Annotated in this window: 16 protein-coding genes; 12 read left to right on the forward strand and 4 right to left on the reverse strand. The window is 56.5% G+C overall.

Annotated features, from left to right (window positions below; all coding sequences use genetic code 11):
• Positions 1 to 557: 557 nt before the first annotated feature.
• Both pbN1_RS15875 and pbN1_RS15880 read right to left on the reverse strand, forming a co-directional pair.
• Positions 558 to 1,082: a DUF3489 domain-containing protein gene (locus pbN1_RS15875; protein ID WP_169204010.1), complete on the reverse strand. Its 525-nt coding sequence runs from the start codon at positions 1,080 to 1,082 to the stop codon at positions 558 to 560.
• Positions 1,083 to 1,110: 28 nt separating this feature from the next.
• Positions 1,111 to 1,347 carry a hypothetical protein gene (locus pbN1_RS15880; protein WP_210147537.1) on the reverse strand — a complete coding sequence of 79 codons (237 nt, stop codon included), beginning with the start codon at positions 1,345 to 1,347 and terminating at the stop codon, positions 1,111 to 1,113.
• Between the two features lie 108 nt (positions 1,348 to 1,455).
• Between pbN1_RS15880 and pbN1_RS15885 the strand changes: the two genes are divergently transcribed.
• The 9 genes from pbN1_RS15885 to ssb all read left to right on the forward strand — a co-directional run bounded on the left by pbN1_RS15885 (position 1,456) and on the right by ssb (position 13,125).
• Entirely contained in the window at positions 1,456 to 1,776 is a 321-nt protein-coding gene (locus pbN1_RS15885; RefSeq protein WP_210147538.1) for an HVO_A0114 family putative DNA-binding protein, read from the forward strand.
• An 11-nt stretch (positions 1,777 to 1,787) separates the two neighbouring features.
• Positions 1,788 to 5,042: a helicase-related protein gene (locus pbN1_RS15890; protein WP_169204009.1), complete on the forward strand. Its 3,255-nt coding sequence runs from the start codon at positions 1,788 to 1,790 to the stop codon at positions 5,040 to 5,042.
• A 3-nt stretch (positions 5,043 to 5,045) separates the two neighbouring features.
• Positions 5,046 to 6,890, forward strand: coding sequence for a DUF1998 domain-containing protein (drmB, locus tag pbN1_RS15895; RefSeq protein WP_169204008.1), 1,845 nt, complete (start codon positions 5,046 to 5,048; stop codon positions 6,888 to 6,890).
• Between the two features lie 2 nt (positions 6,891 to 6,892).
• Complete coding sequence (locus tag pbN1_RS15900) at positions 6,893 to 8,089, forward strand: DEAD/DEAH box helicase (protein ID WP_169204007.1); 1,197 nt, start codon at positions 6,893 to 6,895, stop codon at positions 8,087 to 8,089.
• Entirely contained in the window at positions 8,089 to 8,685 is a 597-nt protein-coding gene (locus pbN1_RS15905; RefSeq protein ID WP_169204006.1) for a hypothetical protein, read from the forward strand. The genes pbN1_RS15900 and pbN1_RS15905 overlap by 1 nt, the downstream gene beginning before the upstream one ends.
• 108 nt (positions 8,686 to 8,793) lie before the next feature.
• Entirely contained in the window at positions 8,794 to 9,912 is a 1,119-nt protein-coding gene (locus pbN1_RS15910) for an ISAs1 family transposase (protein WP_169204320.1), read from the forward strand.
• A gap of 186 nt (positions 9,913 to 10,098) precedes the next feature.
• Positions 10,099 to 11,055 carry a hypothetical protein gene (locus tag pbN1_RS15915; RefSeq protein WP_169204269.1) on the forward strand — a complete coding sequence of 319 codons (957 nt, stop codon included), beginning with the start codon at positions 10,099 to 10,101 and terminating at the stop codon, positions 11,053 to 11,055.
• Between the two features lie 8 nt (positions 11,056 to 11,063).
• Positions 11,064 to 12,626: an NERD domain-containing protein gene (locus pbN1_RS15920; protein WP_210147539.1), complete on the forward strand. Its 1,563-nt coding sequence runs from the start codon at positions 11,064 to 11,066 to the stop codon at positions 12,624 to 12,626.
• A 46-nt stretch (positions 12,627 to 12,672) separates the two neighbouring features.
• On the forward strand, positions 12,673 to 13,125 hold the full coding sequence (gene ssb, locus pbN1_RS15925) for a single-stranded DNA-binding protein (RefSeq protein WP_169204267.1): 453 nt from the start codon (positions 12,673 to 12,675) through the stop codon (positions 13,123 to 13,125).
• A 555-nt stretch (positions 13,126 to 13,680) separates the two neighbouring features.
• On the opposite strand, the gene pbN1_RS15930 is transcribed toward ssb, so the two are convergent.
• Positions 13,681 to 14,754 (reverse strand): IS630-like element ISAzo30 family transposase, encoded by a 1,074-nt coding sequence (locus pbN1_RS15930; protein WP_169204322.1) that lies wholly within the window; start codon positions 14,752 to 14,754, stop codon positions 13,681 to 13,683.
• Positions 14,755 to 14,938: 184 nt separating this feature from the next.
• Here pbN1_RS15930 and pbN1_RS15935 point away from each other — a divergent pair, with 184 nt between their 5' ends.
• The 3 genes from pbN1_RS15935 to pbN1_RS15945 all read left to right on the forward strand — a co-directional run bounded on the left by pbN1_RS15935 (position 14,939) and on the right by pbN1_RS15945 (position 16,446).
• On the forward strand, positions 14,939 to 15,211 hold the full coding sequence (locus pbN1_RS15935; RefSeq protein WP_169203537.1) for a hypothetical protein: 273 nt from the start codon (positions 14,939 to 14,941) through the stop codon (positions 15,209 to 15,211).
• Between the two features lie 95 nt (positions 15,212 to 15,306).
• Positions 15,307 to 15,552, forward strand: coding sequence for a hypothetical protein (locus pbN1_RS15940; protein ID WP_169203536.1), 246 nt, complete (start codon positions 15,307 to 15,309; stop codon positions 15,550 to 15,552).
• An 18-nt stretch (positions 15,553 to 15,570) separates the two neighbouring features.
• Positions 15,571 to 16,446 carry a hypothetical protein gene (locus tag pbN1_RS15945; protein WP_169203535.1) on the forward strand — a complete coding sequence of 292 codons (876 nt, stop codon included), beginning with the start codon at positions 15,571 to 15,573 and terminating at the stop codon, positions 16,444 to 16,446.
• Here pbN1_RS15945 and pbN1_RS15950 read toward each other — a convergent pair.
• Positions 16,415 to 17,740 carry an IS4 family transposase gene (locus pbN1_RS15950; RefSeq protein WP_169203534.1) on the reverse strand — a complete coding sequence of 442 codons (1,326 nt, stop codon included), beginning with the start codon at positions 17,738 to 17,740 and terminating at the stop codon, positions 16,415 to 16,417. The two genes, pbN1_RS15945 and pbN1_RS15950, sit on opposite strands and share 32 nt — an antisense overlap.
• Positions 17,741 to 17,774: the final 34 nt, after the last annotated feature.

Below are 17,774 nucleotides of genomic sequence, written 5' to 3' on the forward strand. Positions count from 1 at the left end.
CCGCGCCAATGCGAAGCCGTGCGAATCGTGCGACAGGCCGGGCAAGGGTTCGCAGCTTTCGCATTCGATGTGCAAGCCGCCCTCCCTGTCGCCAAGCCAACTTTCGCAACTTTCGCAGGATTCGCATGGGTCATTTTACGTAGGTGTCTTGAGCAGGTCACCTGCTGATGCATTGACCATCACGACGATCACCTCCGTCATGCGTGCATCGTCGGTGATGACGGTGGTGATCACTCTTGTTGCTATGCTCGCCAGGAGGAGGTATGCCCAGGCGAAAGGGGTCCTTCCTGGCGATAAACCCATGCGGGGGGCGCCAGCGCAGCATTGCGCTACCGTCAGAGTGCAAACCAAGGTTTGCAGGGTTTGCGGTTTGCGCCCGCCCAAGGGGTGTGCGTTGAATCCCCCCCCCTTTGAAGCGAAAACGGCTATCCATTTCCAAGCCAGTGCTGACGCGGCTTTCAGCCGATTTCAGGGCCGAAAATCGGCAAAACGGCTACCGAGAAAATTGGTCGTAGAAAAGGGTGTCCGTTCAATAGACACCCTTTGGTGGTTTGCTGTCAGGCGATGCGATACACCCGTTCGCCGGTGGTGCACTTCTCCGACACGATTTTCAGGCCGAGCTTTTTCTTGAGCGCTCCGGCGAACGTGCCGCGTACAGTGTGTGCTTGCCAGCCGGTGGTTTCCATGACCTGCCGAATCGTCGTTCCATCGGGACGTTGCAGCATTTGTACAACTGCGGCCTGCTTGCTGTTCTTGCGGGTGCGCGGTTTGGTGTCGGTGCGATCTTGCGCCCAGTTGGCCTCGGCGGCCGTCACGGCGGCCTCAATCTCGGCATCCGGGGTAACAGGCGCAGGCAAGTTGCGTTTGCGCCCAACGACAGCGTAGGCCGCGTCGGTCAGGTGGTACGCGACGTGGTCGGTGTGTTGAAACTTGGTGATTAGGTCACGGGCGAGCAGACCATCGATGACGGCGGTTTTAGCGCCGCCGCGCAGGTTGGTAGGCAGCGGTTCAATGTTGCCATCCAGGCGGGCGGCAGCGGATTGGATAACGGTGGTTTGGGTGGCTGTCAGTTTGACGTTCATGATCATCTCCGATGGTTGGTGGGCGGCGTCACTCACCATCGCCGTCGAAGATCGCCAGCAACTCGTCCAGTCCGGACTCCACCCGCCCGAGATCGCCGACGTGGCCCCAGTTGATGGCATCGGGGTCGCGACCGAAGTGGTCGTCGGCGAGTTGCTGCAGCCGTTCCAACTTGGCGTGGATGGCGGCAGTGCGGGCGAGGTAGGCGTCGGGGGCGGTTTGCTTGGTGTTTATCGTTGGCTCCGTGATGTGATTGACGCCCCCCATGAACGCGCTGTTCGATCAGAAAGCCAAGCTCGCTCAACAATAGCTGGCTGCAGTTGTGCCACATTGATAAAATGAACCACTTATGCCATGCCGATCAGGAAATCCGAAATGAAGCGCTGCGTCGTTGGTATTCGCCGCCCCGGTGACCCGGAGCCGCCGTCGGGCAAGAGCATGCCAACCGTCTGGTTCCCATCGATGGCCACGATGGCGGCGGTGCTGTCCGAGGACAACCAGACTTTGCTGCGCCTTATCCGCGACAAGCGACCCAAATCGCTGACTGAGCTCGCTGAGCTCACTGGGCGACAGGTGCCAAACCTGTCACGCACGCTGCGGATGATGGAGGGTTACGGCTTGGTGGAATTAAAAAAAACCGTGCGCGAAATCGAACCCATCGTGCTGGCGACCAGTTTCAAGATTCTGATCGGTTGAGGCAGTTTGTAATGACGACCCAAAGTGTCTCGCAGGAAAACATCTTCGTCGAGCCCCGAAAGCGCCTGATTGATTGGGTGCGCAAGCAACTGATCGGGCCACCCGATCCGGTGGAAGATGGTCCGGATATTGTTGGCGTGTTGCCTACAGAACGTTTCCCCGGTGGGGCACTGTATCCCATTTCTCCCGCCGGCGAAGGCATCGATCCCGGTACAGACGATGGTGGCGAGGATGATTCCCTACCCAACGGAACAGGTGAAACAAAGGAAGAGCCAGCGGTTGTGCGGCGATACATACCTCCATCATCTCTTGGCTTTTCGTTTTTCATCAAGGGAGAAAATGTTCGCTTTCAAGTTTTGTGTAGTGCTGTCCAGTACATAAGTACCGTGCGAGCTCCGGATGGGCGGTTTAAGAATGAATGGACACGCAAAATATTGGGTTCAAGTGTTCATGAAAACGAAGAGTTTGAGAACGTTGCGTGCCCACTGAAAAATTTACGCCAGCGCTTTGAAAAGCTTGACGGCAGCGCGCGAGTGGACGTCGAGTGGCGTCGCTTCGCCGACGGCTGGATTGCCACGATTTCCCTTTGCAATTCCAATGAAATTGGAGACGAAATAAAGAACGGGAAAGAGTTTGTCGAGGAACGTGCTGAAAAGACGTTATTCGAAGCGTCTCTTCGCTGCGTAATCGACGCTGGTGAAGTTGGCGCCTATCCTCGCGTGGATCGAAGTCTGCTCGACGAGGAAGAGCAAGAGATCGAACTGCAATACTCCCGGCGGCATGTCTATGCCATCGGTCACGGCTGTGCTGCAGAATGGAAAGTCGAAAGCGGCAAAGTGATCGAGATTTACTCGGATACCATGCCTGCGGTAGAAGTGCCGCAGATGACTGCTGACACGGGCGCGCGCGGCGATTCGGTTTTATCGCTTGCAAGGCTGTCTGCTATAGGCGACATGAATGCAGGCATTCAGCCTGAACTCACTGCTTTCGTGGATGGATACGCCAATTGGGTTTCCGAACAAAAGTGCAGCATCTCTGAACAATCAGCGGACGATCACGCTGCGGCAAATCGCATAGTGGATCGCATGCTCGTCGCAGTATTGCGCATGCGCACTGGGCTGGATCTGCTGAGCAAGGATGCGCGGGTTCGACTGGCCTTCTCGCTGGCAAATCGTGCCATGCTGGATCAGATGCGTCAGAACGACAGGCTGCAAGGCAAGCCCCGCGGTGACGATGCCTACCGCTGGCGTCCATTCCAGTTGGCGTTTTTGCTGACCACGCTGGAATCCGCCGCAAATCCAGAAAGTGACTTCCGCGACACGCTTGACCTTATCTGGTTTCCGACCGGCGGCGGCAAGACGGAGGCATATCTCGGCTTAATCGCATTCCAGATCGCACTGAGGCGCCTGCGTTACCCTGATACAGGGGGCGGGACGACGGTCTTGATGCGTTACACCTTGCGCCTCTTGACGCGTGATCAATTTATCCGCGCCACGCGCCTGATTTGCGCGCTGGAATTGATTCGTCGCGAGCGCGATGACCTCGGCACGGAACCGATCTCTGTCGGCATGTGGGTTGGCGATGCCACCAGTCCGAATACCTTCCAGAAGGCCACGGAACTTGTGGCAAGGGCCTGCACTACTGGCGACAAACCCGCACTGGTGCTCGACCACTGCCCTTGGTGTGGCGATGATTTTAAGGCGAAACACAATTACGACAGCACGGAACAGCGTTTTCATTTCCTATGCAAAAATTCAGATTGCAGCTTCGGCGCTTCTGTCACGGGCAGGCTGCCGTGCAACGTCGTCGACGAGGCCTTGTATGCCGAACCGCCGACCATGTTGGTCGCCACCGTGGACAAGTTCGCCCGGCTGGCCTGGGAAGAGCGTGCCAATGCCTTCTTCGGCAGTACGCGGCATTTGCCGCCAGAGCTCATCATCCAGGATGAACTGCACCTGATTGCGGGAGCACTCGGTTCAGTCGCGGGGCTTTATGAAGCGGCCGTAGATACCGTCGTGCAATCGCGTGGCTTGTATCCGAAATACATTGCATCAACCGCCACCATCCGCATGGCGAGCCAACAGGTCAAACGTCTATATGGCCGTGACGTGGCCGTATTCCCGCCACCAGGCATGAGCTGCGATGACTCCTTCTTTGCCAGAACCGTGCCTTTAACGCAGCGCCCAGGCCGAATTTACGTCGGCTATCTGGCGCCCATGCTGAACCGCCAAGCGTGTATGGCGCCGCTCGCCGCCGCCCTCCTTCTAGCCCCGAACGCCTTGTTTGGAAGCGAACAGGATCAGCGTGAGCTACTGGACGCGTGGTGGACGCAAATGGTGTATCACGGCAGCTTGAAGGGCGTGGGCAACAGTCATACAGCGTTTGCCAGTGCCGTTCGGGACTTCGTGCGGTTATTGAGTCCGCATTCGGAAAAAGACCAACAGGCACAACCCGACATCGAGCAACCCAATTGCTCGCAAACTGGCGAGCAGAAAGGAAGTAGCAAACGGACGACACCCAGCATTGCCCAGCTAACCAGTCTGCAAACTGCCGAGCAAAATGCAGACATTTTCGCCAGGCTGAACAGGGAATGCGATGAAGATGGCTGCCTGGATGCGGTGCTGGCCACCAATATGATTTCAGTCGGGTTGGATGTGGGGCGACTCGGCTTGATGATCATCAACGGACAGCCTCTGACCACTGCGGAATACATCCAGGCCAGCAGCCGCGTTGGGCGCAGCAAAGTTCCCGGAGTGGTATTCGCCAATTATTATCGCGACCAGGCACGCAGCCTGTCGCACTACGAGAGCTTCCGTCCGTATCACGACGCGTTCTATCGCTTCGTTGAACCGACCAGTGTCACGCCCTTTACCTATCAAGCGCGGATGCGCGCCCTGCATGCGGCATTGGTCATCGTCATTCGCCATTCTGGGAGAGGGATGCTGTGTAACGACAATGCGGGAGATTTCAATCCGAGTGATGCATTGATTGCCAAGGTCATTGATCGCCTGAAGCGACGTTGCAGGCAATCCGTTTCAGAGAACCCTGGTGAAGTGGATGCGCATATCGACGCCCTCGTCGCGGATTGGCAGAACGAAGTCGAGCGTTGTCGCGATTCTCGCAGGAAATTGGAATATCAGGTTCCGGATAGAGATACCGGGCGTGATCGTTTGCTCTACAACCACGATGACCGGATTCGTGGTCTGTGGCCGACATTGCAATCGTTGCGCAATGTCGAAAACAGTGCCCTGCTCAAGGCTCTCTAATCCATGTCCAAAGAATTTATTCAAGTACGATTGTCGCATGTGTTGGGCCAGAGCGGCGTCGGCGCGATTGTGCGCGGAGCGAATGGCCTCGTAGTGGTTCAGGACACCCGCGAGTGGACCGATCGCCACGGCGAACCTGCCGGCAAACTGATTCCATACGTTGAGCGCGTCCGTGCTGCGTTGGATTTGCAGGCGCTGCGCGAGCCGCCTGTTGCTAAGGAATTGGCCAATGGTCAAATCGATGGCACCTGTGTGCCGGCAACGCGGTTCCCGTCCTGGATGCGTTGCCCTAGTTGCGGTGTGCTCTATCTGCGCCCGTGGAAAGAGGCCCCTGCGGACAACGCACTTCATTGCCATTGGGAGAAGTGCAAGAGCAAGCCGAGGCTGGAGCAGGTCACCTGGGTCTTGGCCCATCCAGCGGGGTACCTGGCCGATGTGCGATGGAAATTTCTTGCCCATCGGCATGCAAGCACTCCAGCCCAGAAAAACTGTCAGCTACGCGACAAGCTTAAATTGATTGATCGTGGCTACGATCAGCGTGTCTTGCGCTGTGATCGTGAAATGGGCGGGTGTGGCGCTGAGACCCTGTTTCGCGGCGATGAACGACTACCATTCGGCCAGCAACGCATGCAGCCATGGACAAGGGAAGATATCGCGCCGCCAGATGTCGCTCCCCCCGGTGACTCCGATGAGGGCAGGCAAAACCTAGCCCAGGTGCTTGCCATTAATGACACGCGCGCCTATGCTCCCAAAGTGGTGTCCGTGCTGATCATTCCACCGGAATCCCGCGTTCGCAAGGGCACAGTTGTCGATCTCCTTTATCGGAATTCGGCCGAGCGTAAAAAACTTGATAGCGCCAGAACACCATCAGATAAAAAGCGTGCCATCAAAAAGCTGGCAACCGAGTACCGATGCCAACCACAGGATATTGAAGCAGCATTATCCGATCTTGATCGCGGCTATCCCTTGTATGGCGAAAACCTCACGCCAGGACAATTACGGGAAAGCGAGTTCGAGGCCTTTCTGGAAGTCCTGCCAGATCAGCGCGATGACGAAGACCTGGTCACGCGAAACAAAAGTAACGAATGGCACGCATTGGAAGCGGCCAATGACCTGAGCGCAGAATCAAAAGCCATTGTCCGCTGCGTTCAGCATCTTGTTCGCGTGGATCGACTCAAGGCAGTAAAGGTGTTCCGCGGATTTAGTCGTCTTGGCGGCGAAGTCACGGTCCTGCCGGACATCGTTGGGCAGCCCGACTGGCTACCAGCCATTGAATTGTATGGAGAGGGTATCTTCATTGCACTGGATGAAGGCAGGCTGGGATGTTGGGAGCAACAACCGGCTGTGCTTGCGCGACTGGAGAATCTGCAACGTCGATTTGCCCAATCCGGACGCGACGAACCCAACCCGTTGACTCCCCGCTTCATGTTGCTGCATACGCTGTCTCACCTGCTGATGCGGCAGATCGAATCCGAAGGTGGCTATCCGGCGGCATCACTTATCGAGCGCATTTATTGCACCCACGCGCCGGAGCGCATGGCCGGCATTCTCATCCATGTCGCCGTCCCTGACATCGCTGGCTCGTTGGGTGGCTTGGCGGAACTGGCCGAACCAAAGCGGTTTCTGGGCATCCTCTCCCGCGCTCTGGAACATGCCGGTTGGTGCTCGCTCGATCCGGTCTGCAGTGAACACGATGGGCAAGGGCCAGGTCTACTGAACCGGGCCGCCTGCCATGCGTGCACGTTGGTGCCAGAACCCGCTTGCGAATACGGTAATACGTTGCTGGATCGCTGTTTCATCAAAGGCGATGACAGTCACGGACTGCCTGCATTCTTCGGAGCGCCGTGACCATGGCTGTAGACCGCACTCGCCGCTTTATCCTGCCCGGCATTCAGGACCTCAATAAAGATCAGGACGAGGCGCTGGCTCTCCCCTTGGAGGGGCAGCATCTCATCATTGGTGGGCCAGGAACCGGCAAGTCGGTGGTGGCATTGCTTCGGGCACGAAGACTTGCTGTAGACCAAAAAAAATATCGAATCCTTGTCTACAATCATCTGCTGAATGGTTCGAACAGACACCTGTTCGGTTCCACCCAACCATTGGTCTCAAATACGTGGGAAAAGTGGTTCAGGGAAATGTACAAGTACATCTTCAATCAAACAGTCCCTACAATTCCCCAAGAAAATCCGGGTGCCTATAAACCGATTGACTGGAAAGCTGTCGAGAAAACATCTGACATCCAAGACGGGGCTGAATTACCTCTGAACGGAAGCCTCTTCCTGCTTATTGATGAAGGGCAAGACATGCCCCCCCAATTCTATGAAACGCTTTGGGATTGGGGGCTTAGGAACTTCTATGTCGTGGCGGATCAGAATCAGCAAATGCACCCTGATAAATGCAGTTCACGCCAAGATATCGAGGATGCTCTGGGAATTTGGGTAAAAGACACTCTGGAACTTAAGTCCAACTATCGAAATACCCGTCCGATCGCGCAGTTGGCGCAGCACTTTTATCCAGACGATCCTGCCAGTCCAAGGCCAGACCTGCCCGATCCAAAACCCACTGCCACATCGCCGGAACTCTGGACGTACGGCGCCATTGACCAGCCATCATTGAATGAAATCGTTGAGCGAATCCTTCAGTTGAGTGATCGTTTCCAAAGCAAACTAATCGGAATAATCACCCCTGACAACGGAGTTCGTGAAAAGTTTTATGATGCCCTCGCCAAGGCCAATCCAAGGCTGGACAATGGTAAGCCACCTATACAAACCTTTGCTTCGGGACAGCAAGAACCGCTGGATTTTGGGCAAGGTGGAATCATGATTATCAACGCGCAATCCTGCAAAGGGCTTGAGTTCGATATCGCCATTCTTGCCAATATCGACCAGCACAAACCAAAACAGGATATCCATACGCTGAAATCGCGCTTCTATGTGATGGTGGCGCGCGGCCGGGAGCAGGTCATCCTGCTGCGTACCGGAAATACTTGCCCAGTCGTGGAAAGTCTGCTTCCCACTGACTCGACCATCCTCGCCAGGAAAGAGTAATGAACACTACAAACTCTAAGGAAATTAGCACACGGAAAACCGCGCAGACATGGTATCTGGTTAGCAACCATCTGAACTTGCTGTATATGCTGGCTGCCGGTCTGGTGATGGAGCCTTCCGGATTCCGTGGAAAGCACTATGTCGATTCGTTGGGCGCAATTCCCGGTTGGATCCCCTTGTTCCGCAATGAGATTCCGGCCGAGGCGCTTGAACAAGCCGTCAGCGAGCGCAAGCACCTGCGTCCCTGCATTGTATCGTTTGATCTGTCAGGCGTTTCCGGTCCTGTGCAGGTGTTGTCCCGAGAAGGAAAAATTCGAAATACCGACTTCCCTAAAGTACGGTTTGGGAAAGAGGATATCGCCATTCTCATACGAGCGCCTTTGCCGCTGACTTTGTTTTCCCGCATCTGTTTTCTTACGGATGAAGACAGGCAGGTATTCGAGACTGCAGCCAAGGATGTTTCCAATGTGGACTTGAGGCCATATCGTATCGAAATCGAAAACTCGATGCTTCGCAACACAAATGACGCTGCCTGGCCACCAGGGCTTCCGCACTCGGAAAGCATTTTCCCTGATGGCATAGCACTTTCAAAATAGTCGTTAACCTTCAACATCTTATGCATTCATCTTGTGAGCCCTGCAAAAATCACGTCTACTCTCGTCTTTTGGACGAAGAGCGTGAGTGCGACGCAAAGGGTATCCCTGATGAGCTGTCTGACCGAAATCGATGATCCGCGCAAACCGAGCAACGGCACCCTGCATGACTTCCGGGAGATCCTGGTGATCATGATCGCGGCCGTGCTCTCGGACTCCGACACCGTCGAGGACATCGCCTTCTGGGCGCGCAAGAAGGAAGCGTGGCTGCGCCGCTTCCTCGTGCTCAAGAACGGCATCCCGTCCGAGGAAACCTTCCTGCGCATCCTGCGGGCGCTCGACCCGAAGCAGTTCGAAGCGGCCTTCCGGCGCTGGGTCGGCGGCGTCGTGGGTGCGCTCAACGACGATGCGGCGCTGAGCGGCACGATCGCCATCGACGGCAAGACCGTGCGCGGGTCGGGCAGTGGCGGCGAAAGTGCGATCCATATGGTCAGCGCCTTCGCCACCGATCTGGGGCTCGTGCTCGGTCAGGAGAAGGTGGCGGCCAAGAGCAACGAACTCACCGCGATCCCCGAACTGCTCGATGCGCTGTCGATCAAGGGGCTGCTCGTCAGCATTGACGCCATGGGTTGCCAGAAAAGCATTGCCAAACAGATCGTTGCGAAAAAGGGCGACTACCTGCTGATGGTCAAGGGCAACCAGCCCAAGCTGCTTGAGGCGATCGAGACCGCCTTCATCGATCAACACGCGGTCGAGTCGGTCGACCATGAGTATCTGGTCGAGCGCTCTCATGGCCGCACCGTCGGGCAGATCGCCTCGGTGCTGCCGGCCAAGGGCATCGTCGATCCGGCCGAGTGGCCCAAATGCACGACGATCGGGCATATCGACTCCATCCGAGTCATCGGTGACAAGGAGTCCGGGCTCGAGCGTCGCTACTACATCAGCTCTCGCGCGCTCAGCGCCGAGGAGCTGGCTGCAGCGGTGCGTGCGCACTGGGGCGTGGAAAACCGGCTTCACTGGGTCCTCGACGTCAGCTTTGGCGAGGACGCCAGCACGTTGTGCAAGGACAATGCGCCGCAGAATCTCTCGCTGCTCAGGAAGATCGCGCTCAACATCATCCGCGCCGACAAGACCGACACGAGCAAGGCCAGCCTTCGCCTCAAGCGCAAAGGGGCAGCGTGGGATGACGATGTGAGGGAAAACATGCTGGGGCTTCGATCAATATGCTAGGCGAGTGCGGAGGCCCTGGCCTGGCCACCGATACAAACAGGTAAGCCCCGGCGTCGGAATACCCGTCAAAAGGAATCCAACAGCCAGCAAGGTAATTTGCTTGAGGGGGCGGCGGATACACCGCAAGTTTCGGAGCCCCCAATTAATCGCCACATCTCTGCGCAGGCTTTGGGTGGATTACTTGCCATGCTATATCACGGCGCTAACCGTAGCGAGTTGGGGGTGGAGGTTTTTCAACTAATAACAGAATCAGCGCCCAATGCAGATTGCACCTCCATTCAAGATCCGATATTGGCCGAGTTGCCGAATTGGCTGAACGGAGGTGGAGTTTCGGAGCACTCAAACACTCCAGCCAGACTGTATTGGGGGGCAATGGACGCTCTTGTTGCGGCACAGGAAGAAAAACATTCATCACAACCTGTGGACGCGGTACTGGAATACCTCGATGCTCAACTCTCGCAGTTGACGGATGAGAAATACAGGTCCCGTCTGGAGCGATTGATCGCAGACATGCGTGGCTTCCTCGGCCTTGGTGGTGGAACAATTACTGAACTTTTCGAGCGCAACAAAGGCTCCCTGTCACGGCCCTTGCTATTGTTCTGCTTGCGCGAACATTGCGTAAATCTGCTTGAATTCTCGCACCCTCTTTTGAGCGACGCCGAGTATTTGCTTGCAGGCATTCTGTTCGGTGTGAGAGATGGTTGGCTGAGGCTGCCTTGCTTGATACGCAACCAGGCTCTGTCTGCCTATGTCATGTACCACATGTCAAATGTCGCACATCTAAAACAAGGGGACGTTTTATCACTCCCGGAAACGCCAAGCCCGCAACCTCTGCGCTCTCTCTTTCCCTACGAGACAGATGAATGGCACAAGAACCAAACGAACGCTGCCCTTGAAATCGCCAAAGGCAGCAAGTGGCGGGATTGCATCGAAATGATCGTTGCCTCGGCTGACGGTTCTCCTCTGGATGAGCCGAAGCAGGAAAACGGAAAATTCATTTTTCCCGGTGAAACGACTTCAACGATAGAAATCAGGCATCAAGCCTTTTTAAATCGTATTGGAGAATGGCCACCAATTGACGCGGAGTTGGAGTCCAAGATAAGGGTTAGTTTGAATTCCAAGATAATAGAGGCGCTGAACTAAGTATGAGGATGATTCCCCGCGAGCCGCTGCACACCGAAAGTAATGCGGAAAAGCAGGTGTTTGACCAACTGCGAGCAGCATTTTCCGGGCCAGGCCAAACGGGCTGGTTTGCCATGCACTCGCTCAATCTCCCCCGGCACGAATACAAACGATTCGGCGAGATCGATTTTATCGTATGCGGCCCCGACGGTCTATTTGTGCTGGAGGTCAAGGGCGGCGGTGTATCGTGCCGTGATGGCGTCTGGGAAACAAGAAACAAACATGGGGCCACGCGACTAAAGGAATCTCCCTTCAAACAGGCCGAAGGTGCTCTGCATGGCTTGAGAAAAAAACTCCCTCCTCAATTCGAACATGCATTTGTTTTAGGTTACGGCGTTGTGATGCCGGGTGTAGAAAACCTGCCTGAAAGCGCTGAGTGGGACCGCACAGTATTAGCGGACGCCAAAGACTTCAAACAGTTCGAGAAGTGGTTGAGTCGACTCATCAAACATTGGCATGCGAAAGATGCCCGTAAACCAAGAGCAACTTCCGATCAACTGAAGCATCTGCAGCAACTTCTGCGCCCCGATTTCGAAGCCGTAGTTCCGTTGCACGTCACCGCCGGTGCGGTCGAATCCCGGATCGCCCGACTGACGGAAGAGCAACTACGGCTGATCGATGCCGTTGAAGCCAACGATCGCGTTATCTGTTCAGGCGGTGCGGGAACAGGGAAAACGATGCTCGGCCTTGAGTTGGCGAAACGCTGGACTGCTGCCGGAATGAACGTTGCCATGACCTGCCATTCGCCTTGGCTGAAGAGCTTTTTGGACCGCAACCCTCTGGCTGGTCTAACGGTTTGCTTATCCGATTCCATCCATCTTGCAGCAAGAAGATATGGCATCGAGAAGTTTGACGCCGTGGTCGTCGATGAAGGGCAAGACATCTTGAACATGGAGAGCCTGTCGAAGGTGGATGCGTACCTGAAAGGCGGACTTGATAAGGGGCGCTGGTGTTTCTTTCACGACATAAATAATCAATCTGGATTATGTGGTGCATATGTGCCAGATGCCTATGAATACTTGAGCATTTTTGCGCCGACAAAAATACCGCTAAGAACGAATTGTCGAAATTCGCTGCCAATCTTAAATCGGATTCAAGATGCACTTCAGGCTGACATGGGTAATCCGGGTGTGGGAGATGGCCCATCTGTTCGTGAATCTTTTGCAAGCGATCAGCAAAAAGCAATTCAATTTGTTGAGAATGAACTAAAAACTCTCACAGAGGAAGATGGGTTTATGTATGGCGACATAGTCATTCTGTCGCATTTGCCATTCGAAGAGTCTTTGGCTTCATTCTTGTCTCCCCGTTGGCACAAATCGATTTCCATTCTCGATGGTGCATCACCGCTCAGTTCAGACCGGCAGTCCATCGGATTTGCCCAGATCCCTGACTTCAAAGGGCTGGAGAGTGAGGTCATCGTCCTTATCGATCTACCCGCACCTGGCTCCCGCGCAGATCTGCGCTCGCTCCACTATGTGGGGATGAGCAGAGCGCGTGCGATGTTAAGCATGATTACTGTTGCTAACAGATAACGAATCTTATCTCGAACGTATTTATTTATATTGATGGAGAAATGCATTGGCTTCCGTTAACAAAGTCATCCTGATCGGCAATCTCGGCGCAGATCCCGAGCTCCGGAGTTTTCCGAACGGCGACAGGGTATGCAACCTCCGCCTGGCCACGACGGATTCGTGGAAGGACAAATCTTCGGGGGAGAAACGCGAAACGACCGAGTGGCACCGCGTAGTGCTGTACCGAAAGCTCGCCGAGATCGCAGGTCAATATCTCCGCAAGGGATCACAGGTATACGTCGAAGGCCGTATCCGTACGCGCAAGTGGAAAGACAAAGACGGTCAGGACCGCTACAGCACAGAAATCGAGGCCGACGAAATGACTATGCTGGGCGGTAAGGGTCAAGGGACTGCTCCCTCCACCAGTTCCGGCACGAGCGCAGAAGCTTGGCCCGATGAGTTCGGCGGAACAAAAGGAAGAACGAAACCTCCAGAATGGATCGACGACCTACCGTTCTGAAGGCAATCACTTGCGATGAAAAAGGAAACTGAAGTGACGAATATTCCTCGGAGACAAAACGACCAGCAGGCCATGCTACCGGGTGTGATGGGATACAGAATCGCGAAACGAGTTCAGCGAACGGCAGGCACCCGCAGCGTTACTCATTGGTTCCAATAGCAAGTCGTTCGGTAGTAAACTGCACGCCACCAACACATGAGGCCAGCGTTCGCGCTGGCCTCAGTCATTTCTGCCGCAAACGCCAGTGTTGGCGCGGGTTTCAGCCCGTTGCGGTGGCACGCCCGGGCAAACCGGACGTCATTTTTCGCCCGCTGGCGCGGCGAATCCTCTCTTTTCTCCGTTTCAGCTGTGGCTGGTCGCGGCAGTCACCCGTTAAAAATCAATGGGTTGCAGGGTGGCGTTTGCGTCAACGATGCGAGCCGGTCGGATGCGAAGGGCGAACTTGCGCTGATCGGACGCTGATCGGCCAGTCGCCACCCGATCCAGATAGCGGCCATCCGGATGAAGCTGTATGCTCTCTGCCTATGTGCCAGATTGGGCGCATCAGATTACTACTCATGAGGCGGAAATATAGGCGACACTGGGATGCTTGAAGAAAGAGCGCACCAAGGCGGGATGCTTGCCGATATCGGCCAACTGGTCATGCACACGTTCTTGCAGGGTCTCGCCTTTTTGCAGGGGCCGGCGGGCGTTGCCGGTACGCTTGGCGTGGCTCCACACCAGTTCATCCGGATTCAGGTCGGGGGCATAGCCCGGCAGGAAATGCAGCGTCAGCTTGCCTTGCGTGCTGGCGACATACGTCTTGACCCCCGCCTTCTTGTGGGCGGGCAGTCCGTCGAGCACCAGGTGCAATGGCTTCCTGCGGCGGTGCATCAGCTTCCTGAGCAAGTCCACAAACAGTTCGCCGTTCAATGCCCCAGGGTAGATGGCGAACCAGAAGCCGCCCTTCATGCTGACGGCCGAGGCCGCACTGATACTTTGCCGCTGCCCGGGCACCGCGACCACCGGTGTGCGACCCTTGGCGCCCCAAGTCCTGCCCTGCACGGCGTCGGCGCGAAAGCCGGATTCGTCCCAAAAGAGAATCTCGGCTTTCTCTTCCCTGGCGCGCCGCATCAGCGCCGGATAGGTCTCGTGCTGCCAGCGCTCAATCGCCGCCGGATCACGCTGGTAAGCGCGCTGCAGCGGCTTTTGCACCGTCAGGCCCAGTCGCGCCAGCAGCGCACCAATCGAGGACAGGCTCAGGGTGATGCCAAATTTGCTCTGCACCAAGTCCCGTACCAAGCCCCGTGTCCACAGCCCGGTGTCGAAGCCATGTTCCATCGGCGAGTGCCCGTCGATCCAGCGCAATACCTGCCGCGCCTGCTGCGCGGTGAGTTTCGGGGGCCGTCCAGTGATCGGATGCGACGCCAGCGCCCGCAGCCCATGGCCGCGGCCCGCCGCCGCTTTCAGCCAGCGATAGATCACGCTGCGATGAAATCCGTAGCTGGCGATCACCTGGCTCGGCGCTTCGCCTTCCCGCACCCGCTCAATGGCCATCCTACGAATCGTTTCCAGCGTCCCGTGATCCAGTTTTCGTCCGTCTCGTTTCATCCTCATCGGATCGCCAGGACGGCGAAAGTTCCCCACCATGTCGCCTTACTTCCCGCCTTCTGAGTAAGCTGTCGGCTGCTGCTATTCCTGTCTTGTTATATTGCCTTGCGCGTGGTCCCTGCATCTAAACAGTAACTTGCAGGACATGTTATCCGGCATTCCGATGTTATGCAGCAGAACTGTCGCCAGAAAACAAAGTTAGAAATCGGTTTATGGAGAACATATGAGCGAAAGTCAAAATGCGGAAGATCCTTGCGACTGCTATGAGCCAGATTGCCCAGAGTGCAGTCAACGAGCAGCCGATCAAGAGGAAGAGAGGGAAATGTCCGAGCACTATCGTGCGATAGAAGAACAAGAGGAGCGTGATTTCCAGCGCTCACTCGAAGGTGGCGATGATGATGATTGGGATGAAGAAGATTTGCATGGATCTCACCCAATTGACGAACCTGACGAAGCTGACGAAGCTGACGAAGCTGACGAAGAAAACGAAGATTAAGTGCTCTAACTATTCGTCGCAGCCGACCGCCTACGGCGGCGGCTGAACTTAGGCGTTGAGCGCCTCAAATTACGTTCGTTCATCAAAGACACGCCATGAAGTCATCATTTGACCTAGATCCTTCAACCAATCTGCGCACGGCATCCATCGTTTTTGAAATGGATAGCGGTGACCGTTTCTTAGTAGATGCGGGCCCCGGAGAAAATGCGTGGGAAGCACTTCAACGCTATATCTGTAATCGCACCCAGCAGACTTGCCAAGTTCATATCGTCGAACCCGGCAAGACTTATACCGTCACTTTTCCTGACGGCACAACAAAAACTGTTACTGCGATTATCTAGGGTGGAGGGTTGGCAATAATGGGGCTGTTCGACAAGAAATTATCGTTCGGCGCTGTGAAGGACGCGGTGAAGAGCGCTTCGATTAAGGTCTCGGAAACTGTCCAGCACGTTGATGTTAAAGGCACGATTACCCACGTAACGGAAACCGCAGCCTCCATCACGGAGCGCACTACCGACGCCACCAAGATGGCTTATGCCGCCACTAAAGAAAAAGCCGTCAACGCGTACGAGTCAGTATCTGAAGAGGTACGTAGCTTCGACTACACCAAACTGCGCAATGCAGAGTATTACCAAGAGCGTTACGGTCACTACACAGACTTAGGCTCAAAGAAAGTCTCGGAATACTTTCGCGCCACCTTTGAGGTCGACAAGTCCACCATGGAAATGGTCAATGATGTGCGCAGCCGTCTGCCGGTACCGGCAAGAACGGTCGATGACATCTTCGAGCAGTGCAAGCGCGAAGCCGTGCGCCGGGCCATTGCTGCCTTCGCACTCAGTGGCGTCGTCCAGAATATTGATGACCGTAGCGAGGCCAAGTACGCCAACCTGTCTGAGTCGTACAACGAATTCAGGGAGCGCTCGGGATTCTCAATGACCGATGATCCAAACTTCGCTGCCATGAAAGACATTCGTTATGAAGCAAAGCGAAATATACCGAGCCAACTTGAGGATGGCTACAACAAGGCCCAGCACCTTGATCCCTACAACGCTGATATCGAGCACGTCGTTGCAAAAAAGGAGTTCTATGACGATACGCTTCTTCGCGTAGGGACAACCGATGACGAGTTCTACTCGCTCATCAACTCGCCGGAAAACCTCGTTTTTGCCGAGAGCTCGTTTAACCCATTCCATTACACACATTTCATTCATCATGCTGATCACGCGCGTACTTGAGCCCCGCCGCGAAATCCATGACGCGCTGAAGACCGATCCAGATCGTCTTCACGCCGGGCTCGCCGTCGCCCTTGCGCCCGAGAAAGCCGCCGAGCATGGCCACCAGGCGCACCGTCTCGTTGAGCGCAGGCGGTTTCTCAGGAGGACGCTGCTTGTTCAGGATGAAGGCCGCCTGCCATTCATCACGCTCGAAGAGCAATTCGGCTTCGAGCTCGGGGCAGGTTCGGCCCAGTCGCATCAGCCGGGCAATGCGCCAGGCCACCACCATGAACAGCGCCAGCGCGCGCTCCAGGCGCGGCACCGTCGCCAGTTGCAGCGCCTCGACCTTGCAGCCGTTCTTGAGCACGTGGAAGAAGAGTTCGATCTCCCAGCGCGCCCGGTACCAGTCGATGAGTTCGCTTGCCGCCTCGAAGCTGGCCGCCTCGCGGTTGGTGAGCAGCCGCCATTCGACCGGCTTCACGCCGGCCGGTGCACCGATCTCACGGGCGATCACGCACGTCGCCTCGAGGTGATCGCGGGGCCCGGCCTTGAGCTTGACGCGCGAGGACCAGACTTGCTGACGCACCTGCCGCGCCTTTTGCCCCTTGCGCGAAGGGATCGTGAAGCTGATCTCCCCCAACGGTTCTGCGCCCAGCACGCGGGGCCAGAGCTTGTCGCCGCCGGGCAGCGCGCGGTTGTGCTGCGAGCGCAGCAGCCAGTCGGCCGGGCAACCCAGCTCGCGCGCCCGCGCCATCAGCGCGACAATATCGGCTTCCCGATCCGCGACATACACCAGGCGGGTGGCGGGCAACGCTGCCGCGCGTTCGGCGATCCGCTCGTAGCCTTCGATCCAGCGCACGCTCTCGGTGAGGCCGCTGCGCGTGCCATCGTCGGCCTTCGGTTCGCGCGCCCACATCCACGCATCGAGCACGCCCAGGGGCTCGCGCGCCGGCGACACGGCGTAGGTCGGATGCAGGTACATCCCGCGCTGCGCTTCAAACGACAGCGGTCCCAACCCCTCGATCGCCTGGCCGTTGAAGTCGAGTTCGGTCGTGTCCTGGATGCACAGCACCACCGCATGGGCCGCCATGCGTTCATCGGTGCGCGCCAAGTGCGGTGCCAGGATGTCGGCCCAGCCGATGTCGTCGTCCGACAGCAGCCGGTACGCGGCCTGCGTCTCCGCCCAGCCGCCACAGGCGGCCGGGATGCTCGCCGTCGGCTGCGCCGCCAGCCGCTCGGCCACCAGCACCGTGCGCCGGTTCAGGCGCTGGTCGCCCAGGTCGATGGTTTCAAATTCGTCGGCAGCCCAGCTCATGGATGGTGTCGTCAGATCGGAAAGGTCAGGAGCT

This window comes from Aromatoleum bremense, from assembly GCF_017894365.1.
Classification (GTDB): Bacteria; Pseudomonadota; Gammaproteobacteria; order Burkholderiales; family Rhodocyclaceae; genus Aromatoleum; species Aromatoleum bremense.